13 protein-coding genes and 1 pseudogene are annotated in these 16,502 nt (G+C 72.3%); 7 read left to right on the forward strand and 7 right to left on the reverse strand.

The genetic code is table 11. From position 1 onward, the window contains the following. Positions 1-27: 27 nt before the first annotated feature. Positions 28-867: a polysaccharide deacetylase family protein gene (locus tag ABD198_RS15055; protein WP_344001332.1), complete on the reverse strand. Its 840-nt coding sequence runs from the start codon at positions 865-867 to the stop codon at positions 28-30. A 299-nt stretch (positions 868-1,166) separates the two neighbouring features. Here ABD198_RS15055 and ABD198_RS15060 point away from each other — a divergent pair, with 299 nt between their 5' ends. Together ABD198_RS15060 and ABD198_RS15065 are read left to right on the forward strand one after the other, a co-directional pair. Continuing rightward, positions 1,167-1,628 (forward strand): universal stress protein, encoded by a 462-nt coding sequence (locus tag ABD198_RS15060; RefSeq protein ID WP_344001334.1) that lies wholly within the window; start codon positions 1,167-1,169, stop codon positions 1,626-1,628. Positions 1,629-1,824: 196 nt separating this feature from the next. Further along, a complete protein-coding gene (locus tag ABD198_RS15065) occupies positions 1,825-3,267 on the forward strand; it encodes an amino acid permease (protein ID WP_344001336.1) in 1,443 nt (480 codons plus the stop codon). A gap of 40 nt (positions 3,268-3,307) precedes the next feature. Here the strand turns inward: ABD198_RS15065 and ABD198_RS15070 are convergent, their stop codons facing one another. Next, on the reverse strand, positions 3,308-4,123 hold the full coding sequence (locus tag ABD198_RS15070) for an alpha/beta fold hydrolase (protein WP_344001338.1): 816 nt from the start codon (positions 4,121-4,123) through the stop codon (positions 3,308-3,310). A gap of 57 nt (positions 4,124-4,180) precedes the next feature. On the opposite strand from ABD198_RS15070, the gene ABD198_RS15075 reads away from it, so the two are divergent. After that, a complete protein-coding gene (locus tag ABD198_RS15075) occupies positions 4,181-4,693 on the forward strand; it encodes a MarR family winged helix-turn-helix transcriptional regulator (protein ID WP_344001340.1) in 513 nt (170 codons plus the stop codon). A gap of 62 nt (positions 4,694-4,755) precedes the next feature. Here the strand turns inward: ABD198_RS15075 and ABD198_RS15080 are convergent, their stop codons facing one another. Continuing rightward, positions 4,756-5,904, reverse strand: coding sequence for a CapA family protein (locus ABD198_RS15080; protein WP_344001342.1), 1,149 nt, complete (start codon positions 5,902-5,904; stop codon positions 4,756-4,758). 212 nt (positions 5,905-6,116) lie between these two features. Here ABD198_RS15080 and ABD198_RS15085 point away from each other — a divergent pair, with 212 nt between their 5' ends. The 3 genes from ABD198_RS15085 to ABD198_RS15095 all read left to right on the forward strand — a co-directional run bounded on the left by ABD198_RS15085 (position 6,117) and on the right by ABD198_RS15095 (position 8,319). Further along, positions 6,117-6,662 (forward strand): sigma-70 family RNA polymerase sigma factor, encoded by a 546-nt coding sequence (locus ABD198_RS15085; RefSeq protein ID WP_344001344.1) that lies wholly within the window; start codon positions 6,117-6,119, stop codon positions 6,660-6,662. Between the two features lie 136 nt (positions 6,663-6,798). Further along, positions 6,799-7,314: a hypothetical protein gene (locus tag ABD198_RS15090; RefSeq protein ID WP_344001346.1), complete on the forward strand. Its 516-nt coding sequence runs from the start codon at positions 6,799-6,801 to the stop codon at positions 7,312-7,314. Between the two features lie 354 nt (positions 7,315-7,668). After that, entirely contained in the window at positions 7,669-8,319 is a 651-nt protein-coding gene (locus tag ABD198_RS15095; RefSeq protein WP_344001348.1) for a zf-HC2 domain-containing protein, read from the forward strand. Positions 8,320-8,389: 70 nt separating this feature from the next. On the opposite strand, the gene ABD198_RS15100 is transcribed toward ABD198_RS15095, so the two are convergent. Together ABD198_RS15100 and ABD198_RS15105 are read right to left on the reverse strand one after the other, a co-directional pair. Further along, positions 8,390-9,253 (reverse strand): Fpg/Nei family DNA glycosylase, encoded by an 864-nt coding sequence (locus tag ABD198_RS15100; RefSeq protein WP_344001350.1) that lies wholly within the window; start codon positions 9,251-9,253, stop codon positions 8,390-8,392. 33 nt (positions 9,254-9,286) lie between these two features. Further along, positions 9,287-11,389, reverse strand: coding sequence for a SpoIIE family protein phosphatase (locus ABD198_RS15105; RefSeq protein WP_344001352.1), 2,103 nt, complete (start codon positions 11,387-11,389; stop codon positions 9,287-9,289). A gap of 150 nt (positions 11,390-11,539) precedes the next feature. On the opposite strand from ABD198_RS15105, the gene ABD198_RS15110 reads away from it, so the two are divergent. Beyond that, positions 11,540-12,961 (forward strand): lipase maturation factor family protein, encoded by a 1,422-nt coding sequence (locus tag ABD198_RS15110; RefSeq protein ID WP_344001354.1) that lies wholly within the window; start codon positions 11,540-11,542, stop codon positions 12,959-12,961. A gap of 165 nt (positions 12,962-13,126) precedes the next feature. Here ABD198_RS15110 and ABD198_RS15115 read toward each other — a convergent pair whose 3' ends face one another. Then, the gene (locus ABD198_RS15115; protein WP_344001356.1) at positions 13,127-16,141 is read right to left on the reverse strand and encodes an alpha-mannosidase; all 3,015 of its coding nucleotides are present in this window, start codon (positions 16,139-16,141) and stop codon (positions 13,127-13,129) included. Between the two features lie 30 nt (positions 16,142-16,171). Then, positions 16,172-16,502, reverse strand: a pseudogene (locus tag ABD198_RS15120) (endo-beta-N-acetylglucosaminidase); the annotation flags it as partial.

The raw sequence follows: 16,502 nt of genomic DNA on the forward strand, positions 1-16,502 counted from the left end.
GGGCGGGCGGGAGGGGGTCCGGCGGGGTCAGACGTACGGCCGGCGGGGCACTCCGATGTGGTAGCCGGAGTCGAGCAGCTGGGGCAGGTAGTCGCGCAGGGCCCGGACACTCTGGGAACGTTCGCCCCCGGCGTCGTGGGAGAGCACCACGACGCCGGGGGCGGCGCCGTTCTCCACCCGTTCGACGATGGTGCGGGTGCCGGGGGTGGTCCAGTCGAGGGTGTCGACGGTCCAGGCGAGGGGTTCCATGCCCAGATCCGCGCCGAGCTGGAAGGTGGCGCGGTTCCAGGCGCCGTAGGGGGCCCGGAACCACTGCGGGGGCTCGCCGTAGGCCTTCTCGATGACCTCGCAGGTGCGTTCCATCTCGGCGCGGATGCGGCTGCGGCGCAGGCTGGTCAGCAGCGGGTGGGACCAGGTGTGGTTGCCGACGACATGGCCCTCGTCGGCCATCCGGGCCAGCAGGTCCCGGTTCTCGGCGGCCGTCTCCCCGCACACGAAGAACATCGCGCGCACGTCGTACGCGGCCAGGGTGTCGAGGATGTCGGGGGTGTAGCGGGGGTCGGGGCCGTCGTCGAAGGTCAGGACCATGGTGTTGCCGCGTCCGGTCATGCGCAGCAGCGGTGCGCTGCGCACGGGGGTCCGGCCGGGCACGGCACGGGGCGGGCCGTAGCCGGTGAGCGGCTGGAGGCGGTACGCGGACGGCCTGAGCGGGCTGCGGGCGGCCTGGGCGCCGGCCGCGGGCGCCGCCGGTGCGGCCGTCCTCCTGCCGGTGCCGGTGGCGAGCGCTCCTGCCAGCCCGGCGGCCCCCATGGAGGCGGCGCCGGCCAGCAGCGCCCGGCGCCGCGTGAGGAAGTGACACTTCTGCATGAGACATCAGTCGCCCAGCGGAAGGCCGACGCACTTCAGCGACACCGGTGTGGCGGCACGAAACCACCCGGTCGGCTCAGCGTTCCGTCAACGCCGGCGCATCAGCGCGGACGCGCGCGCCGAGCGGGAGCGGGGCCGCGGGCGCCGCGAGGCGAGGGCCGCGGGCGGCGCCAGGCGAGGGCTGCGGGCGGCGCCAGGCGAGGGCTGCGGGCGGCGTGCGGCGGGTGCGCGGAGGGGCGGGCTGCGGGTGCGCGGACGGGGGCTGGGAGGTCGCGGAACGTGTTCGATAGCCTCGCGGCGTGAAGGAACCACACTCCGGGCAGTTCGAACGCGGCACCGACGGGCCCAAGGTGATCGTCGTCGGAGTGGACGGCTCCGAGTCCTCCATGCGGGCCGCGGCCTACGCCGCCGGTCTGGCCCGTCGGCAGGGCGCGCTGCTGGCCCTGGTGTACGTGCAGCCGGTGATGGCGGCGGGCGCGGCGCTGGGGGCGCCGGTGGCGGCGGTCACCGATGAGATCGCCGAGGATCTGATGGCGCAGATCCGGGAGGCGACCGAGCGGATGCGGGGCATCTTCGAGGTCCGCTGGGAGTTCCACACGTTCCGGGGCGACCCCTTCAACGGCCTGGCGAAGGCGGCGGACGACCTCAAGGCGGACGCGGTGGTGGTCGGTGCCTCCGAGCAGGCCGGCCACCGCTTCATCGGCTCGGTGGCGGTGCGGCTGGTGAAGGCGGGGCGCTGGCCGGTGACCGTGGTGCCGTAGGACCTGCCGGTCGGCCGGGGTGCCGCAGGAGCTGTCGCTGGTCCGGGGTGCCGCAGGGCCCGTCGGGCGTCCGTTGCTGACGTGGCGCGTGCGTCCCGTGTCGCTCAAAGGTGTGCGTGGTGTCTTCCCTCTCGGCCCGGCCGGGGGCATCATGATCCGCCGTCAGCCGTTTGCCTGTCGCGAAGAGGTGAGGCGCATGGCCGGGCTCCGGATGGGTGAGGGCGTTCTCCGCCGCAAACCCATCGAGCACATCGAGGAGACGGAAGTCGGCGAGGGCACACGGCTGGACCGCACCCTCGGCCTGGGTCAGCTGACCGCGATCGGCGTGGGCGGCATCATCGGCGCCGGCATCTTCACGCTCGCCGGTACGGTCGCCAACGGCACGGCCGGACCTGCGGTGCTGGTCTCCTTCCTCATCGCCGGTGTGGCCAGCGCCGCCGCCGCGCTGTCCTACGCGGAGTTCGCGGGGCTGATCCCCAAGGCGGGCTCGGCCTACACGTACGGGTACGCGGTGCTGGGCGAGCTGGCGGGCTGGTTCATCGGCTGGGACCTGCTGCTGGAGTACACGGCGATCGTGGCGGTGGTCGGCATCGGCATCTCCGGCTACTTCAGCTTCCTGGTGAACGAGATGGGCGCCGACCTGCCCAACTGGATGCTGGGCGCCCCCGGCACCGGCGATGGCCACAAGATCGATCTGTTCGCGGCGCTGCTGTGCCTGCTGATCGCCTTCCTGCTGAACATGGGCATCAAGAACGCGGCCCGGTTCGAGACGGTGGTCGTGGTGCTGAAGGTGCTGGTCGTGCTGCTGGTGATCGCGGTCGGCGTCTTCCACATCGACACCTCGAACTACAACCCGTTCTTCCCGTACGGGGTGGGCGGCGCGTTCACGGGTGCGGCGACGGTGTTCTTCGCGGTGTTCGGCTACGACGCGATGTCGACGGCGGCGGAGGAGTCCAAGGACGCCCAGAAGCACATGCCGAAGGCGATCATCTACTCGCTGATCATCTCGATGGTGCTGTACGTGGCCGCCTGTCTGGTGCTGACGGGCATGCAGAACTACACCGAGATCGATCCGGAGAGCGGCTTCTCCACGGCGTTCAAGTCGGTGGGTCTGACCGGGCTCGCGGACCTGATCGCGGTGGGCGCCATCATCGGCATCCTCACCGTGATGTTCACCTTCATGCTGGGTGTGACCCGGGTCTGGTTCGCGATGTCCCGCGACGGGCTGCTGCCGCACTGGTTCGCCAAGACCCACCCGACCCGGCATGTCCCGACCCGCGTCACCTGGATCGTGGGCGTGGCCTCGGCCGCGATCGCCGGTTTCCTGCCGATCGGCGAGGCGGCCGAGCTGACCAACATCGGCATCCTGCTGGCGTTCGTGGTGGTGTGCACCGCGGTGATCGTGCTGCGCTACCGGCAGCCGGACCTGCCGCGCAGCTTCCGCACGCCGTGGATGCCGGTGGTGCCGGCGCTCGGTGTGGTGTTCTCCATCTGGCTGATCACGTTCCTGCAGTGGCAGACCTGGGTGCGCTTCGCAGTGTGGTTCGCCGTCGGCCTGGTGATCTACTTCGGCTACTCGTACCGGCGCTCGGAGCTGGCGCGCCGTGCGGGGCCGGCGGAGCAGGAGAGCGGGCGGTAGCGCCGGCCCCGCCCCCGTAGGCGGGACCGGCGGGTCTCCACTAGAGCGAGCCGAGGAAGTCGGTGACGAGCGCGTTGTAGACGTCGGGCCGTTCCTCGTTGGGGTAGTGCGCGGTCCCCTCGACGGTGGCCAGGCGGCCGTCGGGGACGGTCCGGGCGAGCCGCTCGGTCATGCGCAGGTGGTCGTCGGAATCCAGGGCGCCGCGCACGGCGAGCACCGGGACGCCGATCCCGCGGGCGCGCTCCCAGGTCTCGGTGACGGGCACGCGGTGGTCCGGCTCGCCCGCGGTGTGCTTGCGGATGGTGTCCAGTGCCATCTCCCGGTGCCTGTGCAGGATCTCGGGCGGCACCTCGTCGGCGGTGCGGTGCGGTCCGGGGAGGAAGCGCAGGAACGCCTCCACCCAGGCCTCCACGTTCCCGGCGGCCAGGGCCTTGGCCCACTCGGCCATGAGCGAGGTGGTCCAGGGGTCCTGGAAGTCGGGCTCGCTGGTGCCGGCGCCCGTGACGACCAGCGCGCGGACCAGGCCGGGGTGTTCCAGTGCGGTGTCCACCGCCGTGCCCGCGCCCATGGACAGGCCGATCAGCACCGCCGAGTCGATGCCGAGGTGGGCCAGCAGCGCGGCGACGTCGTCGGTCTGGCGGTAGGGGCGGGTGGCGTTGGCGGAGGCGCCGTGGCCGCGGGCGTCGGGCGCGATCACCCGGTGGGTTCCGGCGAGGGCGGCCACCTGGGCGTCCCACATGCGGTGGTCCAGGAACCCTCCGTGCAGCAGGACGACCGGGTCCCCCGAACCGGCCTCGAGGTAGGCGAGGTCGCCGTCGCCGGAAGCGAAGTAGCGCAGAGCCGGAGCATCAGTCATGACAACCAAGGTGTCATTTTCTGTCGCGCATGACAACCCAGGTGTCATCATGATGGGGTGAACGACACCGATGCCCCGCTGCCGCACCACGGCGCCCGGCCACCGTCCGATGTCCCGCTCCCGCCGGACGAACTCGCCCACCGCCTCACCGAGGTGTACGACGTGGTCGGCCCCCTCTACCGGCGCGTCCAGCGCCTGGTGGAGCAGAACCTGGCCCCCGAGGGCCTCTCCGTCGGCGTGCGGGCGGTGCTGACGCTGCTGCACCGCGGCGGGCCGATGACGGTGCCGGAGATGGGCCGCGCCCAGTCGATCAGCCGTCAGTTCGTGCAGCGCATGGTGAACGACGCGGCGGAGCGCGGGCTGGTGGAGAGCGTGCCCAACCCCGCGCACCGCCGGTCCTCGCTGATCCGGCTCACCCCCCGGGGCTCGTCGCTGATCACCGCCGTCCTCGACCGGGAGCACCGGATGCTCCGCGAGGTGGGCGGGGATCTGACGGACGCCGAGGTGACGGCGTGCCTGCGGGTGCTCGGCGCCATGCTGTCCGCCCTGGACCACGTGGACGTCGGCTGAGCGCTTCCGGGCGGGGCCGCCTTCGACCGTGGGTTCCCCAGAACTCCCCCGCGACCGGCCCGCTACTCCCCCATCACGAGTCCGTCCTGGGCCGCGCCCCGGCTCATCACCACCGCGCTGATGCGGTCGCGCACGGCATGCACCTCGGCGCCCTGGGCGATCGCCCGGTTGAGGTTGACCACCCGGCCGGCGTCGAGGTCGAACAGCTGCGGGACGAACTCCGCGCGGGTCACCTCCCAGCGCCCGCCGGGCCGCTCGGGCGGGGTGAAGGTGAAACGGGCGACCGTGGACTGGTTGGCGCGCGGGTCCCGGGCGCCCCGCTGGTCGAACATCTCGCCGGCGATCTGGTCGCCCATCCCGTAGACCACCCAGGTGCCGTTGACCTTCTCGTAGGCCTGCGGGACATGGGCGTGGGTGCCCAGGATCAGGTCGATGTCGGGCCGGCCGCCGGAGCGGGAGGCGGTCAGTGAGCGGGCCAGGGCGACCTGCTGCTCGTCGGGGTTCTCCTGCCACTCGGTGCCCCAGTGCAGCGAGACCACCACCACATCGGCGCCCGCGGTCCGGGCGGCCCGCGCGTCGGCGATGATCCGCGCCTCGTCGATGAGGTGGACGGACCAGGACTGGTCGGGCGGATACGGCGAGACGGCGGTGCCGTAGGTATAGGCGAGGTGGGCGACCTGGGCCTGGCCCGCGCGCAGCACGGTCACGGTGCGGGCCTCCTGCTCGGTACGGGCGGAGCCGGAGTGCCGCACCCCCGCCCGGTCGAGGGCGTCGAGGGTGCGCCGGATGCCCTCGGAACCCGCGTCCAGGCTGTGCTCGGAGGCGGTGGAGCAGCCGTCGTAGCCCGTGGCGGCGAGGCCGGCGGCGATCTCGGGCGGCGAGTGGAACACGGGGTGACCGGTGTACACGCCGTCGGCGCCGTAGACCGTCTCCATGTGACACAGCGCCAGATCGGCGGGGGCGACGACGGAACGGATGCCGGAGAGCATCGGCCGGAAGTCGTGGCCGGTGCCGCCCGCGTCGAAGCGGGCCCGGTCGATGACCGAGGTGTGCGGCAGGATGTCTCCAGAGCCCACCAGGGTGAAGCCGCGCGCGGCGGACGGCGCGTGCTGTCCGCCGGCGGGCGGGCGGTGGTCCTTCGCCTGGCAGGCGGCGCCCGCCGCGAGGACGACGGTCAGGGCCAGGGCGACCTGTCGACTTCGTGCGATCATCATCTCACCCCGCTGTAGTCACATTTACGGATAAACAGGTAAGAAGTCGTTCGGGGTCCTCCCTGGCTCCGACACGCGTTTTAGGCCGTCCGGCGTGCGCGAACGGCCGTCTCGACCGTTCGTCGAACCGTTCGCCGACGCGATCGACCGCCCGCCGCACATCCGTGCGCGCGCCCTGTCGTCCCCCGGGCGCCGTGCGCTGGCATACGGCCATGACGGCCGGAATCACACTCACGAACGAGACGACCGCCGAGCACGAGCTCGCCGCGCTGCAGCGCGAGCACGGCCGGCCTCTCTTCGCGCTGCTGCTCCGGCTCTGCGACGGAGACCGGCAGCGGGCGGAGGATCTGGTACAGGAGACGCTGCTGCGTGCCTGGCAGCATCCCGAGGCACTGCGCGCCGACGCCTTCGACTCCGTACGGCCGTGGCTGCTGACCGTGGCGCGGCGGCTCGCCATCGACGCGCGGCGCGCCCGGCAGGCCCGGCCCGCCGAGGTGGGCGACGCGGTGCTGGAGAACGCACGGGTGATCTCCGATCACGCGGAACGGGCCGCCGCGACGCTCGATGTCCGCGAGGCTGTGAAGACCCTCACCCCTGAACACCGTGAAGTCCTGGTGCTGGTGTATTTCCAAGGTGCGAGCGTGGCGGAAGCGGCGAAAACCCTCGGCATCCCGCCCGGTACCGTGAAGTCCCGCGCGTACTACGCGCTGCGCGCCTTGCGCAGGGTGCTTCCGGGATACGCCGCCGACCTGCGGTGAAACCGCCGGTCGAGTCAAACCTCCGTAAAGCGCCTTGCCGACTACCCGGGTTGAGTAATCGGCTGTCCTCATCCGTGTTCCGGACCGGGGGCCCGGGTTCGGGCAACGCGCACGCACCGGAGGAAGGCAGGAAGGGATGCTGCACAGAGGTCGAGAGGGCACGGACGGCTCAGGCGGAGGCGAACTGATCGTCCCCATGGCGTGGTTGTACGCCGAGTACATCGCCGACGAACTGCTGCGCAGCGGCGATCTCATGCCGCCGACGTCCTTCGAGTTCCGGGCCGGCCGGGACGCGTTGGCGCTGACCGTCTTCCTGTCCGACACCGACGGCGAGCTGTCGGGCATCCGCGTGGTCACCCAGCTGGAGACCTGGCTGTCGCTGACCGCGTACGACCAGCCGTGGCAGGAGTGGGTGGAGGACCGCCTGGCGGATCTGACCGCCGACGCGGATCCGTCCGGCCGGACGGATCCCGACCTGGAGCTGGCCCGGGCGGCATGGCGCTGGCTCCAGGAGACCGAGCTGCTGGCGCCCGACCTCAACGCGGTGCCGGGCGGTGGCGCGGTGGCCGACGAGGACGAGGGGCCCAAGGTGTGGACCCCCGCCTGGCAGCTGGGCCTCCCGCTCAGTCACCTCGCCATCCATCTCTTCTAGGCCGAGCGAGATCTCTTCCAGGCCGAACGAGCCGGGGCTCTCCGCCAGGCCGCGAACCAGCGACCAGCCGGGGCTCTCCGCCAGGCCGCGATCGAGCCTGCGCTCGCCGCTCGGCCGCGAACGGGCCACGGCTGTTCTCCTCGCCGCGAACAAGCCAGGGCTCTTGTTGGCCGAGAACACTCCATGGACCCCGGAAATCCAAAGGTTTCCGGGAATCCGACCAATCCGCGGGGCGGGCGGCTCCGAATCCTTAGGTCACGATTCGGTGCGTGGCTTGAGTGATTCGGCTGCCTGGTGCGTACCGGTGGGAGCAAGGAGTAACCCCACCCGCACCCAACGGCACGAGGATTCGGCATGAGGTCCCTGGAGAGGCATCGCGACGTCGGCGCCTACGCGCTCGGCGTGCTGGACGAAGCGGAGGCGTTCCGCTTCGAGGACCACCTCATGGAGTGCCCCAGCTGCGCTGCCGAGGTGACCGAATTCGGTCCCACCACACGGCAGCTGATGCTCTACCGGCGCTCCACTCCTCGTCTGGTGCACCCGCTGGCCAAGCCGGGTCCGGCGATGCTGGACCGGCTGCTGTCGGAGGTGACCGTCCGGCGCCGGGCAAGCCGCCGCAAACTGCTGTTCGCGCTGGCGGCATCGGTGGTGTTCGCGGTGTCCGCACCGGCCGTGGCGATCGTCGCGGGCGGCGAGGACGAGCCGGCGAGCATCGCGGCGACCGACGAGCGGTCCGGGGTGTGGGCGCAGATCACGACGGAGGACAAGGACTGGGGCAGCCACATGGAGCTGAAGGTCAAGGACGGCGCGGGCCCGCGCGACTGCCATCTGGTGGTGGTCGGCCGGGACGGCTCCGAGCACACCGTGACCAGCTGGAGCGTCCGCCGCCACGACGCCCGCCCCAACACCATGCTGGCCGGCACGGCGCTGCACCCCGACGAGATCTCCCACTACGAGGTCCGCACGGCGGACGGCGAGCATCTGGTCACCCTCGAGCCCTCCTGACGCGCGGGCCCCGGCGAACCCTCGTGACGGCCGGGCCGGGCCCCGGCCCGGCGGCCCAGGGGCAGCGGAGTCACTTCAGCAGCCGGGACAGTCGGCGGTCGGCCAGCGGCTTGCCGCCCGTCTGGCAGGCCGGGCAGTACTGCAGCGACGAGTCGCTGAAGGAGACCTCCCGGATGGTGTCCCCGCAGACCGGGCAGGCCTCTCCGGTGCGGCCGTGCACTCTCAGGCCGCTCTTCTTCTCCGCCTTGAGCCGCCCCGCGGCCACCCCCCGGGAGCGTTCCACCGCCTCGGTCAGCGTGGTGCGCAGCGCCTGGTAGAGCCGTGCCGTCTCCTCCGGCGTGAGGGAAGCGGCGAGTTTGAACGGGGACATCCGGGCGGCGTGCAGGATCTCGTCGCTGTAGGCGTTGCCGATGCCCGCGATCAGGCTCTGGTCCCGCAGCGCGCCCTTGAGCTGCCGGCGCTCGCCCGCCAGCAGTCCGGCCAGGCGGCTCTCGTCGAAGTCGTCGGCCAGCGGGTCCGGGCCGAGCCGGGCCACCCCGGGCACGTGCTGCGGGTCCGTCACCACGTACACCGCGAGCCGCTTCTGGGTCCCGGCCTCCGTCAGGTCGAAGCCGGCGCCGGTCTCCAGGGCGACGCGCAGCGCGAGCGGCCCCTTGCCGGAGCGGGGCGGGCCGCTGGGCAGCCGGTCCTTCCACTGCAGCCAGCCGGCGCGGGCCAGATGCGTGACGAACCAGGGGCCGCCGTCGGTGGCCAGCGCCAGGAACTTGCCGTGGCGCTGCACGCCGGTGACCTCGCGGCCCTCCAGGGCGGTGAGCGGCGGGTCGTAGGTCTTCAGGACGCTGATCGCCACGGGCAGCACCCGTACTATCTCGTGGCCGACCAGCTGCTCGGTGAGGAAGTCCTTGAGCGCCTCGACCTCGGGGAGTTCCGGCATACGTCCAGAGTGCCACCGGCGCGGGCGGGGCGGTCAGTCCGGATCGTCGTCGTCGTGCTCCACGGGAAACTCGCACCACACGCACTTGCCGCCGCCGCGCGCCTCCACGCCCCACACATCGGACAGCATCTCGACCAGCAGCAGTCCCCGCCCGGACACCCCCGAGTCCCCTGCCTCGCGGCGGCGCGGCAGGGCGCTGGAGGAGTCCTCGACCTCCACCCGCAGCCGCCGCTCGGTCCCGGTGAGAACCCGGAGGGTGACCACCGCCGCGCCCTCGGTGTGCATCAGGGCGTTGGTGATCAGCTCGTCGGCGACGAGTTCGATCTCGTCGGCCTCGTCCTCCGCCCCCCAGGTGGTGACCCCGGCGCGGATCATGCGCCGGGCCTCGGACAGCGCCTCGGGGTCGCCCGGGGCGACATGCTGCTGGAGCCGCCCGCCCGCGCGGGGGCTGTCCAGGATGCGGCGGCGCAGCACCAGCAGCGCCACGTCGTCGTCGCCGCTGCGCTCCTCCGCCACCTCGATCAGCAGGTCGGCGAGTTCCCGCACGTCCTCGGGGCCGGTCCCGACCAGCGCGGCGAGGGCCTCCATGCCGTCGTCGAGGTCGGCGCCCGGCTGCTCGACCAGGCCGTCGGTGCACAGCAGCAGTGTGTCGCCGGGGTCGAGCTCCATGGTGCCGACCGGGTAGTCGAGCTGGTCGAACTCGGCGGACAGGCCGAGCGGCAGCCCGCCGGGGACGCAGACGCGGCGGCACGAGCCGTCGTCGCCGCGCCGCACCAGCGGGTCGATGTGCCCGGCCCGCACCATCTGCAGCACCCCGGTGGACAGGTCGGCCTCGGCATACAGGCAGGTGGCGGAGCGGTCGGTGTCGAGCTCGTGCAGGAAGCCCGAGGCGCGGGCCATCACGGTGGCCGGCGGATGACCTTCGGCGGCGTAGGCGCGCAGCACGATGCGCAGCTGGCCCATGACGGCGGCGGCGTGGGTGTCGTGGCCCTGGACGTCGCCGATGACCGCGCCGACCCGCCCGCCGGGCAGCGGGATGAGGTCGTACCAGTCGCCGCCGATGTCCCGGCCGAAGGTGCCGCCGATGCTGGCCGCGCGGTAGCGGACGGCGACGTCGGCGCCGCGCACGCTGGGGATGGTGCGGGGCAGCATCGCCTGCTGGAGCCCCTGCGCCAGGTCCATCTCCTGCTCGTAGAACATGGCGCGCTGCAGGCTCTGGGCGATGCTGCTGCCCAGGGCGACGAGGATGTTGCGGTCCTCCGGGGAGAAGCCGTGGCGGTCGCTGTAGAGCAGGCCCATCGCGCCGATGGGGCGGGCCTGGACGATGAGCGGCAGGTAGGCCGCCGAGGTGATGTTCAGGTCGGTGATGTGCGGCCAGAGCACCGGGAAGCGCTCGGCGAACTCCTCGGGCGACTCGATGTAGCAGGGGCTGAGGGTGCGCACGCACTCGCTCATCGGGTACGGCTCGTCGATGCGGGTGATCCGGGTGCCCTCCACATAGCTGCCCTCGGGGCCCTCGGCGATCAGCCGGATCCGGCCGGCCTCGATCAGGCCCAGCACCAGACTCGTGGCGCCCAGGTGGGTGAGGCCGTGGGTGTCCTTGATGGCGTCCATCACCTCCTGCACCGTCCGGGCGTGGGCCAGGGCGGCGGTGGCGAGCTGGACGACGTTGGTCTGCCGGCGGCGGGCGTCCTCCTGGGCGGCCTGCTGCCGGTGGGCCTCGTGGTCCCGTAGCTCCTCGGTGGCGTCGCGGATGACGCCGAGGATGCGGCGGGGCAGCCCGGTCTCGTCCCGGCGGATGTAGCCCTGGGTGTGGGTCCAGCGCAGGGAGCCGTCGCGGCGGCGGACGCGGAAGTAGGCGCCGTAGTTCTCGCTGCCGTCCTTCAGCGCCTGGGAGACGGCGGAGTCCAGGCGGCCGGCCTCGCCGGGCGGGACGCGCATGGCGAGGCTCTCGGGGTGGTCGTCGTACTCGTCGGGGAGCACGTCGAAGATCTCGTGGGCGCGGGCGTCCAGCTGCATCAGACCGGTGTCCAGGTGCCAGTCGAAGCAGCCCATCTGGTTGAGCGCGAGGATCGAATCCGGGTGGTCCGGCCAGTCGTCCGGGAGTGACAGTGCGCTCGCTCCCCGATCAGCCATGGGCCCACCTTGCCAGGATTCACCCGAATCTTCGACTGGTGCGCCGGGTACGCGGGGCCACTCCGGCGCTCTCCGGTGATAGGGGTATACCGGAGGTGCACGGAGCGTCACAGGAGGGTTTCCGGACAGGCGGGAAGGAGCACGGCTGCCGTGGAGTGGTTCACCGCACCGGACTACTGGCTGAGCCGGCTGGTCTTCCAGCGGGCGCTCGCCGCGATCTACCTGGTCGCCTTCCTCACCGCGGCGCTGCAGTTCCGCGCGCTGATCGGCGAGCGCGGCATGCTGCCGGTCCCGCGCTATCTGCGGCTGGTGCCGTTCCGCAGGGCGCCGAGTCTGTTCCACTGGCACTACTCGGACCGCTTCTTCGCGCTGGTCGCCTGGTCGGGCTGCGCGGTGTCGGCGGCGCTGCTGGCGGGAGCGGACTCGCTGCTGCCGCTGTGGGGCGGGATGCTGCTGTGGCTGGTGCCGTGGGCGCTGTATCTGTCGATCGTCAACGTGGGGCAGACCTGGTACTCGTTCGGCTGGGAGTCGCTGCTGCTGGAGGTCGGCTTCCTCGCCGTGTTCCTCGGCAACGACGAGGTGGCCCCGCCGGTCGTGGTGCTGTACCTGCTGTGGTGGATCCTGTTCCGGGTCGAGTTCGGCGCGGGACTGATCAAGATGCGCGGCGACGAGTGCTGGCGGAAACTGACCTGCCTGGACCACCACCACGAGACCCAGCCGATGCCGGGCCCGCTGAGCTGGTTCTTCCACCATCTGCCGAAGCCGCTGCACCGGGTCGAGGTGGCCGCAAACCATGTGACGCAACTCGTCGTGCCGTGGCTGCTGTTCGTCCCGCACCCGGTGAGCACGGCGGCTGCCTCGGTGATGACCGTCACCCAGCTGTGGCTGGTGCTCTCCGGCAACTTCGCCTGGCTGAACTGGCTCACCATCGCGCTGGCGCTCTCCGCGGTCCGGTTCCCGGCCGACCCGCCGGACACGCCGGACGCCCCGCTGTGGTTCGTGGTCGTCGTCCTCGCGGTGGCGGCGCTGCTGGTGGCGCTCAGCTACCACCCGGTGGTCAACATGATCTCCCGGCGCCAGGTGATGAACCGCTCCTTCGACCCGTTGCACCTGGTCAACACCTACGGCGCGTTCGGCAGCGTCAGCCGGGTCCGCTTCGAGGTGGTGGTGGAGGGCACCGCGGACCATCCGCCCCGGGAGGACTCCGAGTGGCGGGAGTACGAGTTCAAGGGCAAGCCCGGCGACCCCCGGCACTGGCCACGCCAGTTCGCTCCGTACCATCTGCGGCTCGACTGGCTGATGTGGTTCGCCGCGCTGTCCCCCGCCTACGCCGGGGCCTGGTTCGGGGCGTTCGTGGAGCGCCTGCTGGAGAACGACCGGGACACGCTGAAGCTGCTGCGCCGCTCCCCCTTCCCCGCGGACGATCCGCCCCGGTACGTCCGCGCCCGTCTCTTCCGCTACCGCTACACCACCTGGCGGGAGCTGCGTGAGACGGGCGCCTGCTGGGACCGGACGTACGTGCGGGAGTACCTGCCGCCCACGCGGCTGACGGAGACGGCACGGAGCGGGTGAGGCGCCCGCCGGGCGCAGCGGTGAGGCGCCCCGCCTCGGCGGTGAGGCGCCCCGCGCCCGCCTCGGTCGCAGCGGTGAGGCGCCCGGCGCCCGCCCGGGACGCGTCGGAAGAGGCGCCCCGCCCGCCGCGGACACGGCGGGTGAGGCGCCCCCGTCCGCCGCGGTTCAGGCCCGCTTCAGCCGCAGGGTCATCAGCTCGAACGGCCGCAGCCGCACCGAGATCCGGTCGCCGTCGAGCACCGGCGGCTCGGTGTCCGCGAGCGGCCGTTCCAGCAGATCGGTGACCTGCACCCCGGTGGCCGGGAAGCCCGTGGTGAGGGTGGCGCGGGCCCGGCCGCCGTGGGCCTCGTGGAAGCGGACGACCACGTCGCCGCTGCCGTCGTCGGCCAGCTTCACCGCGGTGATCACCACCGACTCCCGGTCGACCGTCAGCAGCGGGGCGACCTCACCGGCGCCGGTGAGCCGCCGCTCGGGCAGGTTGATCCGCCAGCCCTCGCGCACCGCGTCGCCGATCCCGGCGCCCACCACCAGCGCGTGCCGGAAGCGGTGCACTCCCTGGTCGGTCTCGGGGTCGGGGAAGCGCGGGGCGCGCAGCAGGGAGACCCGCACCGTGGTGGTCGTGCCGCGGTCGCCCTCGGTGCGGACGGTGCGGGTCACGTCGTGGCCGTAGGTCGAGTCGTTGACGACGGCGACGCCCCAGCCGGGCTCCTCCAGATGCACGAAGCGGTGGTTGCACGCCTCGAACTTGGCGGCCTCCCACGAGGTGTTGGTGTGGGTGGGCCGGTGGAAGTGCCCGAACTGCGTCTCCGAGGCGTACCGTTCGGCGTGCAGGTCGAGCGGGAAGGCGAGCTTGAGGAACTTCTCCGTCTCGTGCCAGTCGACCTCCGTGTCCACCTCCAGCCGCCGCTCCCCCGGCGCCAGCGACAGCAGCTGGGTGACCCGGGAGGAGCCGAAGGACCGCACGATGCGGACGCCGTCTTCGGTGGCGGTGATCTCGTCGGCGTCGGTGAGGTCGGTGACGGTGTTGCGGTAGAACTTGTCGACGTCCCAGGCGTCCCACATGTTCGGGAAGTCCGGGTGCAGCTGCAGCAGGTTGCCTGCCTCGCCCGGTGCGATGGTCTCGCGGTCGGCCTCGAGGTCCCGGGCGGAGACGACCAGGCCCCGCTCGTCGATCTCGATGCGCACCAGCCCGTTGTCCAGGACGTACCCGCCGCCGGGGCGCGCCACGGGTTCGGCGGGCCGGTCCTCGCCCGCCGCCGCGGCCCCGCCGGCCAGGACGGCCGCGCGGGGGTGCGGGGCGGCGTTGAAGACCAGCGGGACGTCGGCCTCGCCGGCCAGGGCGCGCTCGGCGGCGTCGATGATGCCGTTCAGCTCGGCGGCGACCCGCTCGTAGGTGGCGCGGGCCTCGCGGTGCACCCAGGCGGTGGACGAGCCGGGCAGGATGTCGTGGAACTGGTGCAGCAGCACCGTCTTCCAGATGCGGTCCAGCTCCTCGTACGGGTAGCGGAACCCGGTGCGGACGGCCGCGGTGGCGGCCCACAGCTCGGCCTCGCGCAGCAGGTGCTCGCTGCGCCGGTTGCCCTGCTTGGTCTTGGCCTGGCTGGTGAGGGTGCCCCGGTGCAGTTCCAGGTACAGCTCGCCGACCCAGACGGGCGGTTCGGGGTACTCGGCGGCCGCCTTGGCGAAGAACTCGGACGGGGTCTCCCAGGTGACGGCCGCCGAGCCCTCGAGATTCCGCAGCCGGGCCGCCTTGGCGACCATCTCCCGGGTGGTGCCGCCGCCTCCGTCGCCCCAGCCGGTGGGTGCCAGGGAGTGCCGGGCGGCGCCCTTGTCCTTGAAGTTGCGGGCGGCGTGGGCGATCTCGCTGCCCTTCATGGAGCAGTTGTAGGTGTCGACGGGCGGGAAGTGGGTGAAGATCCGGGTGCCGTCGACGCCCTCCCACTGGAAGGTGTGGTGCGGGAACTTGTTCGTCTGCGACCAGGAGATCTTCTGGGTGAGCAGGTACTTGGACCCGGCCGCCTTGATGATCTGCGGGAGCCCGGCGGCGAAGCCGAAGGTGTCCGGCAGCCACGCCTCGTCGTTCTCGATGCCGAACTCGTCGAGGAAGAACCGCTTGCCGTGCACGAACTGCCGTGCCATCGCCTCGGATCCGGGCATGTTGGTGTCCGACTCCACCCACATCCCGCCGGCCGGCACGAACCGCCCGTCGGCCACCGCCTTCTTCACCCGGGCCCACACCTCGGGCCGGTGCTCCTTCACCCAGGCCCACTGCTGGGCCTGCGACATGGCGAAGACGAACTCCGGCTCGTCGTCGAGCAGCGCGGTCATGTTGGCGGTGGTCCGGGCGACCTTGCGCACGGTCTCGCGCAGCGGCCACAGCCACGCCGAGTCGATGTGCGCATGGCCGACGGCGCTGATGCGGTGCGCGGAGGGCACGGCGGGCGCGGAGAGCACCTCGGTGAGGCAGGAACGGGCGCGCTCCGCGGTGGCGTTGACGTCCTGGAGGTCGACCAGGTCCAGGGCCCGGTCCACGGCCCGCAGGATCTCCCAGCGGCGCGGCGAGTCCACCGGCAGCTCGGCCATCAGCTCGCCGAGCACCTCCAGGTCGATCACCAGCTGCCACACGGTCTCGTCCAGGACGGCGAGATCCATCCGGGCGAGGGTGTACTGCGGTTCGCTGCCCGCGGTGTCCTTGTCGCCGAGCGGCGTCGGCACGAAGGGGTGGTAGTCGAGGATGACGGGGTTGGAGGCGGCCTCGATGTGCAGGCGCACCTCCTCGCCGCCCTCGGCGGGTGAGCCGATGCGCACCCACTGGTTGCGCGGGTTGAGGCCCTTCACCGGGGTGCCGTCGGGCCGGTAGACCAGTCCCTCGCACTGGAATCCGGGCATGTTCTCGTCGAAGCCGAGGTCGAGGATGGCCTCGACGGTCTTCCCGGCCCACTCCTGGGGGACGGTGCCGGTGACCCGGAACCAGCTGGTGCCCCAGGGAGCGCCCCAGCGGGCGCCCACCGCGATGGGCTCCGGCTCGGCGGCGAGGCCCTCGGCGACAGGGACGGGTTCTCCGGGAGCGTGCCAGACCGCCACGTCGAGCGGTGCGGACTCCGGGTACACGGCGGGGCGGATGCGCTCGTCGAGGACACGCTTGAGGCGGGCTTCGACCAGGGTGCGGTCGTCATGCATACGGGATGCTCCGTGGGTGGGTGCGGGTGGTTACCAGGTGTGGGTCACGGTGACGGGTTCCGACGAGGTGTACAGCTCCCCCACTGCACGCAGTTCGAACCGTGCGGATCGCTCGCCCCGCTCGGGTTCGAGGCCCCCGGCGCACCAGGCGTGCCGGCAGGTGCCGCCGAGGAAGCAGCGGGTGCCGTCCGGCAGGACGCGGTGCAGGGTGCAGTGGCGCACCGCGCCGCGGGCCGGCCGGCGCCAGGCGAACCGCAGGTCACCGCCGCGCGCCGCGGTGATCCGCAACGCCGTGGGGGCGGCGGGCGCCTCGGGTGCGGCGGCGCGCACGGCGAGGCGCCCGCGGACTGCCCGCCCGGCG

Origin of the sequence: Streptomyces thermocarboxydovorans, assembly GCF_039524635.1 — a bacterium.
Lineage (GTDB): Bacteria > Actinomycetota > Actinomycetes > Streptomycetales > Streptomycetaceae > Streptomyces > Streptomyces thermocarboxydovorans.

What these genes read in the sequence shown, in the direction of transcription:
- ABD198_RS15095 (WP_344001348.1), top strand. Translation starts at nt 7,669, where the DNA reads ATGAGGTCCCTGGAGAGGCATCGCGACGTCGGCGCCTACGCGCTCGGC.
- ABD198_RS15070 (WP_344001338.1), bottom strand. Translation starts at nt 4,123, where the DNA reads ATGACTGATGCTCCGGCTCTGCGCTACTTCGCTTCCGGCGACGGCGAC.
- ABD198_RS15085 (WP_344001344.1), top strand. Translation starts at nt 6,117, where the DNA reads ATGACGGCCGGAATCACACTCACGAACGAGACGACCGCCGAGCACGAG.
- ABD198_RS15115 (WP_344001356.1), bottom strand. Translation starts at nt 16,141, where the DNA reads ATGCATGACGACCGCACCCTGGTCGAAGCCCGCCTCAAGCGTGTCCTC.
- ABD198_RS15080 (WP_344001342.1), bottom strand. Translation starts at nt 5,904, where the DNA reads ATGATCGCACGAAGTCGACAGGTCGCCCTGGCCCTGACCGTCGTCCTC.
- ABD198_RS15100 (WP_344001350.1), bottom strand. Translation starts at nt 9,253, where the DNA reads ATGCCGGAACTCCCCGAGGTCGAGGCGCTCAAGGACTTCCTCACCGAG.
- ABD198_RS15090 (WP_344001346.1), top strand. Translation starts at nt 6,799, where the DNA reads ATGCTGCACAGAGGTCGAGAGGGCACGGACGGCTCAGGCGGAGGCGAA.
- ABD198_RS15055 (WP_344001332.1), bottom strand. Translation starts at nt 867, where the DNA reads ATGCAGAAGTGTCACTTCCTCACGCGGCGCCGGGCGCTGCTGGCCGGC.
- ABD198_RS15105 (WP_344001352.1), bottom strand. Translation starts at nt 11,389, where the DNA reads ATGGCTGATCGGGGAGCGAGCGCACTGTCACTCCCGGACGACTGGCCG.
- ABD198_RS15065 (WP_344001336.1), top strand. Translation starts at nt 1,825, where the DNA reads ATGGCCGGGCTCCGGATGGGTGAGGGCGTTCTCCGCCGCAAACCCATC.